The organism is Chryseobacterium sp. Marseille-Q8038 (assembly GCF_965111995.1).
In genome coordinates, this window is record NZ_CBCOPN010000002.1 from 352720 (window position 1) to 368981 (window position 16262).

23 protein-coding genes are annotated in these 16262 nt (G+C 36.4%); 9 read left to right on the forward strand and 14 right to left on the reverse strand.

The window, feature by feature from the left end; genetic code table 11:
* Window positions 1-19: 19 nt before the first annotated feature.
* From ACWPWS_RS15480 to namA, 6 genes are all read right to left on the reverse strand, one after another.
* Entirely contained in the window at window positions 20-994 is a 975-nt protein-coding gene (locus ACWPWS_RS15480) for a DUF2931 family protein (RefSeq protein ID WP_454047120.1), read from the reverse strand.
* A 61-nt stretch (window positions 995-1055) separates the two neighbouring features.
* Window positions 1056-1226, reverse strand: a complete 171-nt coding sequence (locus ACWPWS_RS15485) for a hypothetical protein (protein WP_153816338.1) — start codon at window positions 1224-1226, stop codon at window positions 1056-1058.
* Window position 1227: 1 nt separating this feature from the next.
* The gene (locus ACWPWS_RS15490) at window positions 1228-3159 is read right to left on the reverse strand and encodes a type VI secretion system Vgr family protein (RefSeq protein WP_454047121.1); all 1932 of its coding nucleotides are present in this window, start codon (window positions 3157-3159) and stop codon (window positions 1228-1230) included.
* A 148-nt stretch (window positions 3160-3307) separates the two neighbouring features.
* The gene (gene tssD / locus ACWPWS_RS15495) at window positions 3308-3712 is read right to left on the reverse strand and encodes a type VI secretion system tube protein TssD (RefSeq protein ID WP_105681123.1); all 405 of its coding nucleotides are present in this window, start codon (window positions 3710-3712) and stop codon (window positions 3308-3310) included.
* 290 nt (window positions 3713-4002) lie between these two features.
* Entirely contained in the window at window positions 4003-4281 is a 279-nt protein-coding gene (locus tag ACWPWS_RS15500) for a DUF2752 domain-containing protein (protein WP_454047122.1), read from the reverse strand.
* Window positions 4282-4310: 29 nt separating this feature from the next.
* Window positions 4311-5363, reverse strand: a complete 1053-nt coding sequence (gene namA / locus ACWPWS_RS15505) for an NADPH dehydrogenase NamA (RefSeq protein ID WP_454047123.1) — start codon at window positions 5361-5363, stop codon at window positions 4311-4313.
* A 100-nt stretch (window positions 5364-5463) separates the two neighbouring features.
* On the opposite strand from namA, the gene ACWPWS_RS15510 reads away from it, so the two are divergent.
* Complete coding sequence (locus ACWPWS_RS15510; RefSeq protein WP_454047124.1) at window positions 5464-5946, forward strand: cytidine deaminase; 483 nt, start codon at window positions 5464-5466, stop codon at window positions 5944-5946.
* Window positions 5947-6011: 65 nt separating this feature from the next.
* Here the strand turns inward: ACWPWS_RS15510 and ACWPWS_RS15515 are convergent, their stop codons facing one another.
* The 8 genes from ACWPWS_RS15515 to ACWPWS_RS15550 all read right to left on the reverse strand — a co-directional run bounded on the left by ACWPWS_RS15515 (window position 6012) and on the right by ACWPWS_RS15550 (window position 10451).
* On the reverse strand, window positions 6012-6323 hold the full coding sequence (locus ACWPWS_RS15515; RefSeq protein WP_454047125.1) for a barstar family protein: 312 nt from the start codon (window positions 6321-6323) through the stop codon (window positions 6012-6014).
* Window positions 6320-6943 (reverse strand): Zn-dependent protease, encoded by a 624-nt coding sequence (locus ACWPWS_RS15520; protein WP_454047126.1) that lies wholly within the window; start codon window positions 6941-6943, stop codon window positions 6320-6322. Before ACWPWS_RS15520 ends, ACWPWS_RS15515 begins: the two co-directional genes overlap by 4 nt.
* A 277-nt stretch (window positions 6944-7220) precedes the next feature.
* Complete coding sequence (locus tag ACWPWS_RS15525) at window positions 7221-7322, reverse strand: GIY-YIG nuclease family protein (protein ID WP_454047127.1); 102 nt, start codon at window positions 7320-7322, stop codon at window positions 7221-7223.
* Window positions 7323-7371: 49 nt separating this feature from the next.
* Complete coding sequence (locus ACWPWS_RS15530; protein ID WP_454047128.1) at window positions 7372-7890, reverse strand: ribonuclease domain-containing protein; 519 nt, start codon at window positions 7888-7890, stop codon at window positions 7372-7374.
* Between the two features lie 48 nt (window positions 7891-7938).
* The gene (gene nadE, locus ACWPWS_RS15535; RefSeq protein ID WP_454047129.1) at window positions 7939-8730 is read right to left on the reverse strand and encodes an NAD(+) synthase; all 792 of its coding nucleotides are present in this window, start codon (window positions 8728-8730) and stop codon (window positions 7939-7941) included.
* 13 nt (window positions 8731-8743) lie between these two features.
* On the reverse strand, window positions 8744-9274 hold the full coding sequence (locus ACWPWS_RS15540) for a GNAT family N-acetyltransferase (protein WP_454047130.1): 531 nt from the start codon (window positions 9272-9274) through the stop codon (window positions 8744-8746).
* Window positions 9264-9800, reverse strand: a complete 537-nt coding sequence (locus tag ACWPWS_RS15545; RefSeq protein ID WP_454047131.1) for a GNAT family N-acetyltransferase — start codon at window positions 9798-9800, stop codon at window positions 9264-9266. Before ACWPWS_RS15545 ends, ACWPWS_RS15540 begins: the two co-directional genes overlap by 11 nt.
* Window positions 9801-9812: 12 nt before the next feature.
* Window positions 9813-10451 (reverse strand): leucine-rich repeat domain-containing protein, encoded by a 639-nt coding sequence (locus ACWPWS_RS15550; protein ID WP_454047132.1) that lies wholly within the window; start codon window positions 10449-10451, stop codon window positions 9813-9815.
* A gap of 52 nt (window positions 10452-10503) precedes the next feature.
* Between ACWPWS_RS15550 and gldB the strand changes: the two genes are divergently transcribed.
* From gldB to ACWPWS_RS15590, 8 genes are all read left to right on the forward strand, one after another.
* Window positions 10504-11487 (forward strand): gliding motility lipoprotein GldB, encoded by a 984-nt coding sequence (gene gldB / locus ACWPWS_RS15555; RefSeq protein WP_454047133.1) that lies wholly within the window; start codon window positions 10504-10506, stop codon window positions 11485-11487.
* 32 nt (window positions 11488-11519) lie between these two features.
* The gene (gldC, locus tag ACWPWS_RS15560) at window positions 11520-11843 is read left to right on the forward strand and encodes a gliding motility protein GldC (protein WP_034695059.1); all 324 of its coding nucleotides are present in this window, start codon (window positions 11520-11522) and stop codon (window positions 11841-11843) included.
* Window positions 11844-11970: 127 nt separating this feature from the next.
* Window positions 11971-13110 carry a cystathionine gamma-synthase gene (locus ACWPWS_RS15565; protein ID WP_065396112.1) on the forward strand — a complete coding sequence of 380 codons (1140 nt, stop codon included), beginning with the start codon at window positions 11971-11973 and terminating at the stop codon, window positions 13108-13110.
* Between the two features lie 66 nt (window positions 13111-13176).
* Window positions 13177-13623 carry a GNAT family N-acetyltransferase gene (locus ACWPWS_RS15570; RefSeq protein ID WP_454047134.1) on the forward strand — a complete coding sequence of 149 codons (447 nt, stop codon included), beginning with the start codon at window positions 13177-13179 and terminating at the stop codon, window positions 13621-13623.
* Window positions 13624-13765: 142 nt separating this feature from the next.
* On the forward strand, window positions 13766-14278 hold the full coding sequence (locus tag ACWPWS_RS15575; RefSeq protein ID WP_454047135.1) for a DinB family protein: 513 nt from the start codon (window positions 13766-13768) through the stop codon (window positions 14276-14278).
* 246 nt (window positions 14279-14524) lie between these two features.
* Complete coding sequence (gene tnpA / locus ACWPWS_RS15580) at window positions 14525-14953, forward strand: IS200/IS605 family transposase (protein ID WP_454047136.1); 429 nt, start codon at window positions 14525-14527, stop codon at window positions 14951-14953.
* A 279-nt stretch (window positions 14954-15232) separates the two neighbouring features.
* Window positions 15233-15781, forward strand: coding sequence for an L-threonylcarbamoyladenylate synthase (locus ACWPWS_RS15585; RefSeq protein WP_047378653.1), 549 nt, complete (start codon window positions 15233-15235; stop codon window positions 15779-15781).
* Window positions 15782-15890: 109 nt separating this feature from the next.
* The gene (locus ACWPWS_RS15590; RefSeq protein WP_454047137.1) at window positions 15891-16235 is read left to right on the forward strand and encodes a nuclear transport factor 2 family protein; all 345 of its coding nucleotides are present in this window, start codon (window positions 15891-15893) and stop codon (window positions 16233-16235) included.
* Window positions 16236-16262 lie beyond the last annotated feature (27 nt).

Sequence of the window (16262 nt, forward strand, 5' to 3'; positions counted from 1 at the left end):
ATTGACTGAGTGAATGCTATCATTCTATCTTTCGGGATACCCTGATTTTTGCTTTGGTAACAGGCAGTTTTTCTTTTTCAGATTCTAAGGACACTAAAACTTTGGTATTGTCTTCATTTACTTTAATGGTAAGATCAATGTTTTTGTCTTTTCCTGATTTCTGAAACAAGTCAAATATTTCTTTATCATCAAAAGCGTCTATCCAAACTGCATATCTGTTGTTGTTTTTATCTTTCCAGTAAAAACCACAGAATCTTGGTACAGCTCTACTTTTGTAAGTATTCTCTTTTAAACTCTGGTCAAAAAGGTTTTCCTGCTCTCCGTTATAATTGGTAAAACCGAAATCGATCCATGTTGCTCCTTCAGGAAGAATCACAGCAGGTTTCCAGTTGTATTTTTCTCTGTAGACGTTGTAAACATCTGCAGCAGGATAACCTTCTTTTTCAATTTTCTCACGTACTTCCGGCTTGAATGTCTTGTAAGACGGATCTTTAAGCATTCTATCGGCAAAACCTTCCTTCAGCATATACTGAGCATTGTCATAGGCTTTTTCTTTGGTAATTACGGTATCATGAGCCTGGAAAGCACCTATTTCTTTCTGGTTTCCGGGACCTTTCATCCATAACACCACTCTTCCCTGTGGAGCCAGTCCGACAACAAAAGAATTGTAGGTAGATTTCTTTTTCGTATCCTGATCTACAAATCCTTCATCAAAAAGGGCTTTTATCTTTTCTTTATCCAGATTCCATTTTCCGGTGTAGAATTTTTTTTCTACCAAAGAATACCATGTGAATTCAAGCTCGTGGGGAGCATTCATTCTTTCGGTTGTCACGTTCATCGTACCACCTTCTTTGCCCCATCCTGTATTCTGTGTTCCCCAGATGGCATCAAAGCCGTATGTAAAATCATCAGCGACAATTGCTCCTTCATAAACTTCCATCGGATATTCCTGCGGAGCAGAAACGGTTCCGAGCCAACTGTATTTTTCTTCCATTTTTTTATTCTGACAATTCGTTAATGAAAAACACCATATAAAAAGAATCAGCAGGTTATATTTACTTATGACCATGGGACATAATCTTCTTGTTACTTGCTAAAACCAGATTTTCTTTATGTGCTTCCACATTGATTTTCTTTGCTATTTTTTCAACCTTTTTTCCTACACTCAGATGATAAGAATCTTTGACTGTTATGCGCAGATTGGTTGCTGTTTTGATGATCGCCATATCAGAAAAGTTTTGATTTTTCAGCACTGTTGAATTCTACAATTTTTCCACTTTGCATCGTCATGTTTTCCAGTTCGCTGAACATGGAAATTTCACCGGCTATTTCATTGGAAGTTTCAGATTGTCTCTTGAATTCTTTTTCAATCATTTCCGTTCGGGTATCGGAAGCTTCCGTGATGTCTCCCGAAGCAGTAAGTTTCATATCTTTTCCTGCTATGGAAACAATATTATCGTTCGCTGTACTGGTAATACTTGCGCCTGCTCCTATCGAGATTTCTTTTCCTGCGGTAATATTGATATTGTCACCTGCATTTAAAGTAAAGTTTTTAGGTGCTTTCATGCTGATATTCCCCTGTCCGTCCATGAAATAGCTATTTCCACTCGGATCCAGGATCGTTACACTGCCTTCTTCATCATTCATTAAAATTCTGATTCCGCTTCTGGTTTGGATGGATTTCAGGTGATTGTTAACACCACCTCCCAAAGCAATTCCACCATGAAACATTCCTCCCATGACAAAAGGTCTGTCCGGATGGCTGTGTACAAAATTAACCATCACCTGATCTCCCACTTCGGGAATGGCTACATAACCACGGTTTTGGGTAATCTGATCCGTTCCTCCTGCATCAGGGCTCATCATACGGATAAAATGAGTAGTATCATTGGTCTGCCAGTCAAATCTCACCTGTATTCTTCCCTGTCCTTCGGGATCTGTGTTAGAAATTACGGTAGCCGTCTGTGGTTCAGCTTTTGGAATGGTAAATTCCGGTTTTGGAAGAAATCCTGTATCAGCTGCTATTCCTATGAAGCTTCCTTTGTAATGACCGATGGTGTCAATTTCATGTTCCGCTTCTGTAATCATGATTCTGGTGAAATAAGAAGTTTCATTAGAATCCTGTTTTCGCATCTGAACATCTGCTACACAACCCGGATGCAGGAAAGGAACTGTTGTATTTCCTGAAATGGAAAACACATTCACCGCTTCACTTCCGGCCGCACTTTTCTGAGAGTATTCCACATCAAGATGGGTGGTCGCTTTAATGGGAGCCATCTGCAAAGCTGGCGTTTTATAAATAGATTCGTTATGACTGTAGGCTGTTTTCGCCAGATCACTTACATGTTTAATGGGTGTTGAACCCGAAGTCAGTCTTTCATTTTTGTTACTGTTATAGCCATAGAACTGAGGCTTGGTATGTACCGCCTTCAATTCAACTTTTATATCATTGGCACTGCTTCCGTAGGTAAGGGTAATGGGTTTATTCTGAGCCGGAAGTTTTCCGAAATGTAAAACTTCACCATCATAGTAAAATTGTTCACCATAGGCTTCTGCCATTCTTGCCAGATAGTTATAATGTGTTTCATCATACTGACTGCTATAAATGATCTGAGAAAAGTTATTGGCATCTACCCTGACATCAAATCGGCTTTTATCAATTCCCTGTTTAATCACTTCTTCAGCAATGATCCCTACATTCACAGACTGGTTCCCTCCAAAGCTTTGGATATGCGGTGCACCGTCAAGAAGAATGGTAGGACTGAAACCTGTAAGCACAATATTTCCTAAACTCATATGTTCCTGACTGAATCCTACTCCGGTAATGACTCCTACAAAAGTTCTTTCCGGGCTGTTGTCTATATCTTTATAGGAAATAATGGCCGTAAGCCTTTTTCCAAGGAATTTATTGGCCTCTTCCAATGAATGGGTCTGTCTGTCCCCCAGCGTATCGTGTGCCAGTGTCAGTGTAAATTCGTGATGTCTTCTGGTACTTTGTTTAAGCTTGAAATGTTTATAGTACTTGATAATTTTCCCTTCTATGACAAGAGAAAGTTTTACCAGACGGTTGATGCCTGTATGATGGTTTTCAGAAATACCATCCGCATTCTGCGTCGGACGAAAAGACGTCGCTTGTGATTTTCCAGGTGTATTTGACATATTTTTAGTGATTTGATTAGTTTTCTAAACGATTATTCAACAGAAAGGGAGTTTAAAAATAAAAACAAAAGCTCCTGCAGAATATAGTCTTAGGTAAAAAAAGACCGTCTTATGAAGGACAGTCTTTTATTTTTAGTTCATGAAAGACTTAGCTCATTGGCCAAAGTCCGTCATAGAATGAATTTCCATACGTAATGCTTTCAGCACTTATTACAAAGCTGATCAGCATGTTGTTGCTGTCTATTGCATCAAAATCTACTTCATGTTGGATAACATATCCGTTTTCCCACTTCAAAGAGATGAGTGTTCCTTCTTCGTGAGATTTATTAAATTGAATTTCTCCGTTTGTAGGTTTATATTTGCTGTTTAATAAACTTTCTAAAACATCAGATTTTTCTGTTGCTTCAATGGTTACTTTAATCAATGCGTTTGACGGATCAGATGCTACACGTCCTGAAACATCTGTAGATCTTGATACGCTGTAGTTAAGCTTTAATAACTTCTGACCTTCACCTCCATTGAATTTTAAGATTCCTCTCGAATTTCCTGCCATATTCTTACATTTTAATCATTAACGACTGTTCCCTGATATAGGATTTATATAACAAAGATAGACTTCAGGTTCTAATTTAAAAAGTTTTTAAGGCACTGTTTTAGAAATTGTAGTAATTCTACGACATTTTTAGAATTCCGGATTAAAAAATAAATTTAGAATTTTAAACTAATTTATTTTATTTTTCATTGAAAATATTCTACAAAACCCACGAGAACTAGAGTACTGAAGAAAACACTCAATAAGCATTTCCTTCAGTATCATCTATTTAGTTTGTCTTTCCTCCGTGATTAGTGATGTTTATAAATATACCCGATTACCATAATAATCAGGTTGATGATGATCATAATCAGTAAAATATTACCGTATTTTCTTTTTTTATCGATAAAACTCAGACCAAGAATTATAAAGAATATCAATAAGGTATACACAGCAGGATACATTTGAAAAGCTTCTGCAAACTTTCCTTCGAACACCAATACAACGGCTCTCTGTGCACCACAGCCCAGACATTCTACTCCCAGGAATTTTTTACTGGGGCAGGTAAGCATGAAATCATCAATATCCATCTGTACTGGTTTTATAAGAGACCTGTTAATTAAGAAGAAATTTTGGCTCTGGTATACTGATGCGGGAAAAAGCAGTTTTCTTTCATTTCAAAAGATCCCTGAACAGCAATATATGGGTTTCTAAGGATCTCTCTTGCTACGAAAATTAAATCGGCATCGCCTTTCTGAAGAATTTCTTCAGCCTGCTCCACTTTAGTAATCAACCCTACTGCTCCTGTCTTTACAACGGCTTCATTTCTTATCTGTGATGAAAAAGGAACCTGATAGCCATCGAAAACCGAAATTTTGGCACCATGAATATTTCCACCACTGGATACATCAACAAGATCTACAGCATGTTCTTTTAAAATTTTAGCCAGCTCAACACTGCTTTGGATATCCCAGCCATTATCTGCATATTCCGTCCCTGAAATTCTTACAAAAAGAGCAGTATTTTCATCCAGTTCTTCGTTAACAGCATCTACAATTTCGATCAGAAATCGGATTCTGTTTTCAAAACTGCCTCCATATTCATCTGTTCTGATATTGGAAAGTGGTGACAGAAACTGATGGATCAGATATCCGTGCGCCCCATGAATTTCAATAACGTCAAAACCAGCTTCCACAGCTCTTCTCGCAGCTTTTTTAAAATTCTGAACCTGCTCCTTTACCTCATCTGTAGTGAGTGTATGCGGAATTCTTTCTGTGGGGTGATAAGGAACAGGACTTGGCGCCACCGTTTCCCAGCCTTCTTCCAGAGGAATCTGTATATTATTCCAGGTAGATCCTTTTCTTCCGGCATGGGCCAACTGAATTCCGATTTTGCTTTCTGAATTTTTATGAACAAATTCTACAATTCTTTGCAGCTTTCCTGCTTGTTCATCATTCCAGATTCCCATACAGTGATTGGTAATCCTTCCTTTAGGTTCTACTCCTGTAGCTTCTACCATCAAAAGACCTGTTCCGCCCTGAGATCTGCTTCCGTAGTGTACAAAATGGAAGTCGTTAGCCTCTCCGTTTTCACATGAATACATACACATGGGAGACATTACCCATCTGTTTTTTAACTCTACATTTCTGAATTTTATTGGTGTGTATAGCATTTTACTCTTTAAAAAAATTGAACTTTTCACAGGAAGAATAAAATATTGCCCACTTCATTAAAAAGAACTAATTTTACCCCCCTTTTTTAGTTGACAATATATGAAAAAAGACATACAGATCAGTTACGAATATTTTAAAAATAGCAGTGAACTGAGCGATATAGAAAAACAATTATTTGAAAGAGCCAAAGAGGCTCGTGAGAATGCTTATGCGCCTTATTCTCAATTTTTGGTAGGATGTTCCGTATTATTGGAAAATGGAGAAATTTATTCCGGAAACAATCAGGAGAATGCAGCCTATCCGTCCGGGCTATGTGCAGAAAGAACTACTCTTTTTTGGGTAGCCGCCAATTTTCCGGATGTGAAAATAGAAAAGATCTTCATTGTAGGAGGTCCTAAAGAATTTCATGAAAAGAATCCTCCGATTCCTCCTTGTGGAGCATGCCGCCAAAGCTTGATTGAGTATGAAACCAAGCAGAACGAAAATATCGACCTTTATTTCTCAAGTATGAATGAAGAGGTTGTAAAAGTAAGTGCAGTAAAAGATCTGCTTCCTTTTTATTTTGATTCGACGTTTTTATAAAGAAAGATTTTATCCTTGTCAAGGGTAATAAAAAAGCTGTTTCATATGTTGAAACAGCTTTTTTATTATTCTTCTTCAGATTCTACCTCATCATCTTCGTCTTCGTATTGCTCCAGATAGTAGCTAAAGCTGAAGTCTTCCACTTCCTCTTCGGCATCTTCAAGAGTAGTCAGCAGGTCTTCAAAAATCTCAAGCTGATCTACAGTCATATTTACGAATTCCAGGTGGAGTGGCATTTCCAAGTCTCCGGTTATGGTGTCAGACAGTGCATCAAGATTATCGCCAAAATGTTCAGGAAGCTGAATTTTTTCCTTTAACTGAGCGTAAAAATCTTCATAGTCACCTATGTCTGTAAAATCTATATATACTGTCTTCATATTGAACTAAATTTCCAATTTTTATTAATTAAAAAAGCTTTGCATTTTTGGCAGAAATCCGTTTCTTCATCAGTAGGATTCTTGCCTTCTGCATCTCTCATAAAACACATTTTTTCAGGGCAATGTGGCAGCCCCTGCGTATGCCCAAGTTCGTGAATGGCTATTTTATAAAACTGCTCATCGGGATTTTTCCTGCTCAGCCTGAACTTTGAAGCTACACAAGCTTTACCTGGTCTATACCCCAATCCCATAATTCCAAAGTCTTTGATCTTTCCTCTGGTGGCACTGATATCTTTTGAAGTAAGACCAATGGTAACAAAACCTTCTTTTGTTTCCTTATCTAAGAACTTAATAATCGAATCTGCCCTATACCGATTTCTCTCTTTATAATAAGTATTTTCCGGAAAATCTATAGCATCCAGCACTTTTACCTTCGGATATATTTTTTTGATTCCTTCCGCTACTTTTGCTACAGTTTCAGGCTGAATATCTTTAAATGGCTGAATAAGGATAATTATACCCGGTTTTTCTGCTTTTCCTTTTACCATACTTTTCTTTTCCGAACATGAAAGGGCCAGAAGTAAAATGATGGTAAAGTAAAAAAGATTATAATTTTTCAAAAATACTACTTATGTCTGTTTAAATACAAATTTCATATAGTCATTGCGAGGAGCTGTGCGACGAAGCAATCTCAAAAAATATCAAAATATGCTTGATATCATCCGTAAGATCTTTCCAATCTGGGTTTATACTATTAATTAAATCCAATTTCTTTTGTCTTGAGCCAGCCTTTATTTGTTTTTCTCTAACTATAGCATCACCTATTTCCTGAAAAGCTTCCCAATAAACTAAAATATATAAATTATATCTTGAGGTAAAGCTTTGTGAATAGTATGCTTATTTATGCTGTTGCACACGTTTTGGCAGATTTGAAGTAACTCCTATGTAAAGAGTTGTATGATTTTTATTCGTCATAATATAGACAAAACCTGCTTTCACTTATTATTATTTTTGAGATTGCTTCGTCACTTTGTTCCTCGCAATGACGTTACTGTTTCTCAAAGCTCTTATAATGGTTTTTGGTAAGGTATACGTCTCCATTTTGAGTGTAAATGATACGGTCAGCATTTCTTCCTCCGCAATGATAGTTTACATCTGCTTCAAAATATTTCTCTCCGTCCGGCAAATGTCTTTCTCTGTTTCCGAATTTATCTCCGCCAATAGCTTTTCCCGGAAGCACATCACAAAGATTCCCCTGGGAAGGATTCCATCCTTGTTTTCTGGCTTCGTTTTTAGTGATATAATAATCCGGAAGTTTATGATTTTGTTTTACGTAGCTGATAACTATTTTTTCTTCTGTAAGCTGATCAATGGAAACCTGAGCAGATGAATTTCCGTTATTGGAAGCTCCTTCTGAAGAGGTACTGCCATAGCTCACCGTTTCCTTTTTTACTGAATCTGACTGATCTTTTTTATCTGCAATAAAATTTTTATAGATATACATTACAGACATTCCGAAAAGGAGTCCCAGACATATAAAAAACACGGATCTTATTTTACCGTTCATAACAATCGTTGTATTAATGTGACAATTTACCAGTATTGGTACAGTGTATTATGCTCTCCACTCTTCGGGAATATCACAAACCGGAATAGGATCCATTTTATGCTTGGCGGCTTTATGCATTCTGTCAAAAATTAAGAATACTTCCTTATCTCTTCCTTCATAATCATCGGCAGTTTTATTTCCGTATTCTTTCTGGATTTTTTCCAGTTCCGGATAAGATGCACCAATTTGCTGTTCATCTGTTCTGTCTACATCCCAAAGTCCATCAGTAGGAATCGCTTCCTGAATGCTTTTAATTAAATTAAGCCCTTTGGCCAATTCATATACCTCCGTTTTATAAAGATCTGCAATGGGAGAAACGTCTACTCCACCATCTCCATATTTTGTATAAAATCCGATCCCAAAATCTTCCACTTTATTACCTGTTCCGCAAACTAAAAGTCCGTTCAGCTGTCCGTAATAATATAAAGTAAGCATTCTCAGACGTGCTCTTGTGTTGGCGAAAGCCAGTTTTTCATTAGGAAACAGATCATCTTTTACATCAAAAGTTTTATAAAGCTCCTCAAAAGCAGGGGTCAGATCTACAGACATTGTTTCTACATTCGGAAATCTTGATTTAAGGTCATCCATATGATCCTTTGCGCGGTCTACCTGATCTGCTTTCTGACGGATTGGCATTTCAATCAGCAATGTTTTCAGTCCGGTCATTGCTGCCAGCGTAGAAACAACTCCTGAATCTACTCCTCCTGAAACCCCGATTACATATCCGTTTACTCTTGCTTTTGCCGCATAATCTTTTAACCAGTTTACAATATGATCTATCACTTTTTGTGTCTGCATCGTTTATATTTTTTTAGTCTATTCCAAATTCCTGAGGGTATTTCACCACTCCTTTTTTATTTTTTAATCCATCTTTTACCAATTCTACAGCCATTCCGTTTTCTTCCGGAATATAGAATGGAAAAGAAATCCCAAAATTACTTGTTTTTTTGTAACCAAAGCGTGGATAATAATTTTCATGTCCGATCAATATTACAGATTCATATCCCAGTTCTTTGGCAATACGATGTCCTTCAAGAATAAGTTTTGCTCCTATTCCCTGATTCTGAAATTCAGGCTTTACGGAAACAGGCGCTAATGCAAGAGATCCGAAGGATTCTCCATCCCCTTCAATGGTAATTTTTGTAAACAGAATATGTCCGGCAATTTCTCCGGTTTCATCTTCTGCAACCAATGATAATTCCGGAACAAAGGCTTCAGATTTTCTTAATTTTTCTACCAGAAACTGTTCCTGATGATCACTGTATTCCATTTCTCTAAAAGCCTCTTCTGTAAGTTGAAAGACTTTTTGATGGTCTTTTCCCTCTTCTTTTCTAATAGTCATTACTCTTATATTTTTCACATTTCAGTTCGTACCAGAAGCATTCAACATCAGATTCGTCTGTAAACTCACCTGTTTTCTCAAAACCCAATTTTCCTAGCATATGTTTTGAACCCGTATTTCCGGCATCAGCGAAAGCATATATAACGGCTGCTTTCAGTTCATCAAAACCATAATATAAAGAAGCTTTTGCTGCCTCCATCGCATATCCTTTTCCCCAGAATTCTGGAATTAAACGATATCCCAGATCCAGAGTATTCACGTAACCATTGACAGGCTGTGTCAATAATTTCAAGCCGCACCACCCTATCAGCAATCCGCTTTCTTTTTCAATAATTGCCAGCCTTCCTACTCCATTTTCCTCATACTGCTTCTGAATCATTTTGATGACTTCCTTAGATTCTTCAACTGTAGTTACCGGCTCTCCCAGATATTTCATCACCTCAGGATTGGAATCCAAAAGAAAAATGCGTTCAACATCTGCCTCTTCAAGTTTTCTTAAAATCAGTCGTTTTGTTTCTATTTTCATAATGATTAGTTTTTATTCTTCTGCACCAAAAATGGTAACCTCTGTTTTTGTTCCTTTCTTTATATCTGTTTCCTTTATCTTATTCCCGATTATATTCAGAGTCTCTAAAGCCGGATTCCCGGAAATATCAATTTTTTGAAGTTTATTATGTTCCAGATTCAGTTTTCTTAATCCTTTACACTGAGCCAGGTCAATTGTTTTTAATTGATTTAAAGATAATGTTAATTGATCAATTTTTGGAATTCCTGTCAACGAAATACTTTCCAATCTATTATGATCCAAATACAAAGAACTTAAGTTTTTCAGATTTTCTGTTTTGAATGAAGAGATTTTACATCCTGTACATGAAAACAATTCAAGCTGATCGAGGTTGCTTATTACCATATTAGGAATTACATTATCATCCAGGACAATCATTTTTACGTTTTTAAAAAAGTGCAGATCATCCGTAGAAGTGATTCCTTTCTGAACAAGGAACAGATTGGTAACCCTATCTGCCTCAGGAGATTCCAGCATTCCATTTTTATTCAGATCAAAATTTTCCAGTACTGCTTTTTCAAAGTTTTTATCTTTAAATTCAAGCTTTTGCCCATAGAAAAAAGAAAGTCCATAAATAAGGTAAATGGCAGTAAATATTTTAATTTTCATCATGAATTGTGTATTTAATCCTTATTTTTGTAAACTTAAATTCCATGTAAAAATAATGAAGATTTTTAGATATATTGCACTTTCTTCTCTTTTAGCTGCCGGACTTATTTCCTGCAAAAATGAACCTGAAAATCAATGGAAGGTAGAAGTTAAACAAACTGCCGAAAAAGTTGACATCACGGATATTTCCAAAGAGTTTTACAACCCGGCTCTTCCGCTGGATCAATTTAAAGCTCAATTTCCCTGGTTTCAGGGCAGTGTTTCTGATGCCGATTTTGGAAAAAGAAGAGCAGATGCTGAAGAAATAAAAATCTATAAGGAAGCGATTGGGAAAATAGATCAGGCAAAGCTTCAAAAAGAACTTCAGAATTTATTTTCACATATCAAATATTACTTCCCACAGTTTAAAAATCCAAAAGTATATCTGTTTTCATCAGCTTTACAGATGGTTCAGGATCCGATATTTTATGACCAGAAGGGCAATCTGTTATTTATAGATGTCACCGGTTTTATGGGAGATGGAAATCCTAATTATAAAGGCCTGGAACTGTATTTCCAAAAATCGATGAACCCACAAAATATTGTTCCAAAAGTGTCGCAGCTTTTCGCTGAAAATATTGTTACGGAATCTCCTGATCATCAGAAATTCATTGATCAGATTATTCTGAACGGAAAAGTAATGATTCTACAGGATGCTTTTCTCCCTGATGTTCCTGATTATCTGAAAATGAATTATACTCAGAAGCAGTATGAATGGGCAACAAGTAATGAAGCCAACATCTGGAATTATTTTGTAGAAAGCAATCTTATTTTCGGAGATGATCCAAGATTGGGAGAGCGTTTTATTTCTCCTGGCCCATTCTCGAAATTTTACACAGAGATTGACAATGAATCTTCACCGCAAATCGGAATTTTTACGGGATGGCAGATCTGCAAGGCATATCTTAAAGAAAAACCTGAAACAAAGTTGACCCAGTTCCTGAAAATGGATGCTACCACAATTTTTAATCAATCCGGTTATAAACCGAAACTTAAATAATAGAAAATTTAGAATTTAGAAAAAATAGAAAAATGAGAAAGACTCAGATTACGATAGATGTAGAGCTTGATGAAAATCATGTCCCGGAAAATATTACATGGAATGCTCAGGATGGTGGTATTGATAAACAAGATACCAAAGCAACGATGATTTCTGTATGGGATGATAAAACAAGAGAAGCCCTAAGAATTGATCTTTGGACAAAAGAGATGCCTGTAGATCAGATGAAGATGTTTATCCACCAGATTTTAATATCTTTAGGAAGTACGTATCAGAGAGCGACAGGTGAAGAGGATGTGGCCCAGTGGATGGAGGAAATTGCAGAAGAATTTGCGGTGAAATCTGCTATTAAGTAAAAAATACAATTGCAACAAGCTGGAGGCAGTAAGCGGTAAGCTTTTTGTATTCAGCTAGAGCAACTTTTAATAAAAACAATGAACATTAAACTCATATGCTTAGTGTTCAAGCCTAAAGCAAAAAATTATGAATTTTAATACAAAAGTAATTCACGGAGGGCAGCACCACGAGTCTGCAACAGGTTCTGTAAATGTACCTGTATTTCTGACCTCTACATTTGCACAGAAAAGCCCGGGAGTACATTCCGGATATGAATATTCAAGAGCTGCCAACCCTACAAGACAGGCATTGGAAGATTCTTTGGCAAGTATTGAAAACGGAGCGAGAGGTTTAGCTTTCGGTTCTGGTCTTGCAGCCATCGACTGTGTTTTGAAATTATTAAATCCTGGTGATGAAGTAATTGCCGTAGATGATCTTTATGGTGGTACTTACAGAATGTTCACAAGACTTTTCGAAAAATATCAGCTGAAATTTACGTTCGTGAATTTTGATGATGTTTCTAAAATTGCTGATGTTATCACGGATAAAACAAAACTGATCTGGGTAGAAACCCCTACTAATCCATTGATGAAATTAGTGGATATCAAAGCAGTAGTAGAAATTGCAAAGGGAAAAGATATTTTAGTGGCTGTAGACAATACTTTTGCAACTCCTTATATCCAGAGACCCATTGATCTTGGAGCTGACATCGTAATGCACTCTGCAACCAAATATTTAGGAGGACACTCTGATGTGATCGCTGGAGCTCTTATCGCTAAAGATGCTGAACTGGGAGACAAGCTTCACTTTATCCAGTTTGCAAGTGGTGGTATTTTAGGACCTCACGATTCTTATCTTGTATTGAGAGGAATCAAAACACTGGCGTTAAGAATGCAGAGACACTCTGATAATGGACTTGCTGTAGCCAAATATCTTGAGACCCATCCGGCTGTAGATAAAGTAATTTATCCTGGATTGGAATCTCATCCACAGTATGAATTGGCAAAATCTCAGATGAAGGAATCCGGAGGAATGGTTTCATTCACTTTCAAATCTGGAAAGAAAGAAGATGCTATCAAATTCTTAGAGAAAGTAAGAGTATTCACCCTTGCAGAATCTTTAGGAGGAGTAGAATCTCTGGCTAACCACCCTGCTCTGATGACCCATGCTTCAATTCCGGCAGAAAAACGTGCTGAATTAGGAATCACTGATGACCTGGTTCGTTTAAGCGTAGGGATTGAAGATGCTGAAGATCTTATTGCAGATCTTGAGAAAGCTTTTTCTTAATATACTATAAACTAAAATGAGAAGGGTTGTCAAATCCTTCTCATTTTATATCACACACCAAATACTATGAAAAATACAAGAAAAGCTGCTATTTCCGATCTGCCCCAACTTTCGGAATTATTTGATCAGTACAGAATATTTTATCATAAAACATCCAATATTCCCGCAGCAACAAATTTTCTAAAGGAAAGACTTGAAAATAAAGATTCCGAAATTTTTGTAGCAGAAGAAAATGGTAACCTGACAGGTTTCGTACAGTTATATCCCCTATTTTCATCCACAAGAATGCAGCGCTACTGGCTGTTGAATGACCTCTACGTAAATGAAAACCATAGAGGAAAGGGATATTCCAAAGAATTAATTGAACAATCTAAAGAACACTGCCGTTCATCTAAAGCATGCGGTATTCTTTTAGAAACAGGAAAAAGTAATGATATAGGGAATCAGCTTTATCCATCCTGCGGCTTTGAGCTGTATGACTCCGTAAATTTCTACGAATGGAGCAATTCATGAGTAATGAGCAATAGGTAATGAGCAATTTTTTTTAATGTATATCATTCAAAAACACCTCTGTCCTTTATTTCAATAACTCGAATCACCACTCTCGGAACTCGTACCCCGCATCTCAAAATCAATTGATAAAAACAAAAACAATATGACCGATTTTCAAAAATACATTCAAAGATATTTAGATCAGATTCCAGCAGGAGACTGGTTGAATGAGCTGCAGATATCCGCAGACAAAACAATAGGGATTTATTCAAATCTTACTGAAGATCAATTTAATTTCGCTTATGCAGAAGGGAAATGGACTTTAAAGGAACTTCTACTCCATCTATCAGATACGGAAAGAGTGTTCCAATACAGAATATTAGCTTTTGCCAGAGGAGAGAAAAACAATCTTCCAGGCTTCGACGAAGATGAATATGCTAACCGATCTTTTGCAAGTGAAAGAACCATCGAATCCCTTCTGGAAGAATACAAGCTGGTAAGAAAATCTTCTCAGATTCTATTAGAAACCCTTCATCCTTCCGCTTTACAAAATACAGGTACAGCCAATGGTCATGAAATTTCTGTAGAAACCATCGGAAAACTGATCGTGGGACATAATTATCACCACCTGAATATTATCGAGGAAAGGTATTTATCGAAATTGGGATGGATGTAAAAATTCAAAAATAGGGTTGAATTATTTTAGGTTTGGGCTAAAGCCGGAGGATTCTTATCTCTGAATTAAATGGGCTAAAGCCCATTTCTATTGAATAGGATACTCTACGTTTAATCATCCCACCAATTAATAAAACACATAAAAACATCAATAGGAACGGGCTTTAGCCCGTTTTCATATTATATACCATTCCTTTGGCTTTAGCCGAAACTTAAAAAAAACATTACTTTTGATAAAACAACACAAATGGCTTTTATCAAAATTTATATTCATCTTGTCTTTTCTACAAGAAACAGAGATCCGTTTCTCAATACATTTGACATACGTCTTAAGGTCTGGAAACATATTAAAGAATATGCTACAGAAAAAGGAATATTTTTAGATATGATTAATGGATATTCAGATCATTGTCACTGCCTTATTTCTCTGGGATCTGATCAGAATATAGAAAAAATTGTCCAGCTTTTAAAAGGTGAATCTTCTCATTGGATCAATAAAAATAATCTTACTGTAGGAAAGTTCTCATGGCAGGATGAATATTTTGCGGTATCAGTTTCTGAGTCTATGATAGATAGCGTAAGAAATTATATTAAAAATCAGGAAAAGCATCATCAGAAAAAAAGCTTTGGTGAGGAGTATAGGGAATTTATTCAAAAATATAATTTTAAAATGTGATTAGATTTTGGCTAAAGCCGAAGGATTTGTTTCTTTTATTTAAATGGGCTAAAGCCCATTTCTATTGAATAGGATACTCCACGGTTTTTTAATCATCCCACCAATTAATAAAACACATAAAAACATCAATAGGAACGGGTTTTAGCCCGTTTTCATATTATATACCATTCCATTGGCTTTAGCCAAAACCTATAAACATTCCCACATTTACATCCCATTTTTTTGCCTAAAATTCACAGATTCTCTACCTTTATCCTTTCTTTGAACTCATATACTATTATGGAACATATTATCGAAATATTAAAATCCGGCGGAACAATCCTTTATCCTACAGATACGATTTGGGGAATTGGTTGTGATGCTACCAATATAGAAGCTGTCAATAAGATTTTTGACATTAAAAAGCGTGAAAAAAATAAATCCATGATCATCCTTGTTGAGTCTGAGAAAAGACTTCAGGATCTGGTGGATGTTCCTGAGATGGCGTGGGAAATTATTGATCTTAGCGAAAAACCGGTAACTATTGTTTATGAAAATCCAAGAGGTCTTCCGAAAGAACTTCTTGCAGAGGATGGAAGTATAGGAATCAGATTGGTAAAAAATGATTTCTGCAAAAAACTGATCACAAAACTGAACAGACCTTTGGTATCTACTTCCGCCAACTTCAGTGGTGAAAAAAGTCCGTTGAAATTCTCTGATATTTCTGAAGAGATGATCAGCCTTGTAGATTATGCGGTGGAAGAAGACAGAGAAAAAGTTTCAAAATACTCAGGTTCTTCCGTTATCAAAATATGGAATGACAACAGGATAAAAGTTCTTCGGGAATAAAAATCCTGAACCTTTATATTTAATTTTTTTAGAGTCTTGTCAGTTCATATCGGCAGGATTTCTTTTTTTTAATTCTATCTTTGCAAACTCAACTCATAAATTATTTGCTATGAATCATCAGGAATTTGCTCAAATGTGGGTTAATACTTGGAACTCTCATGATTTAGAGGATATTCTCTCCCATTATTCGGATGATATTGAGATTACCACTCCCATGATTGCAATGGCTACCGATGGTAAGGAAAGTTCTTTAAAAGGAAAAGAAGCCGTCCGTGAATACTGGAAAAAGGCATTGGAAAAATTTCCTGATCTCCGTTTTGATCTGATACATTCCACTGCGGGAGTAGATTCAGTAGCATTATTTTATAAGTCGATTATGGATAAGCATGCTGTTGAAGTCATGTTTTTTAATGAAGACGGAAAAATTAGTAAAATGTATGCTCATTATGATTAATGGTAGCATACGTAGAAATTGTCACTA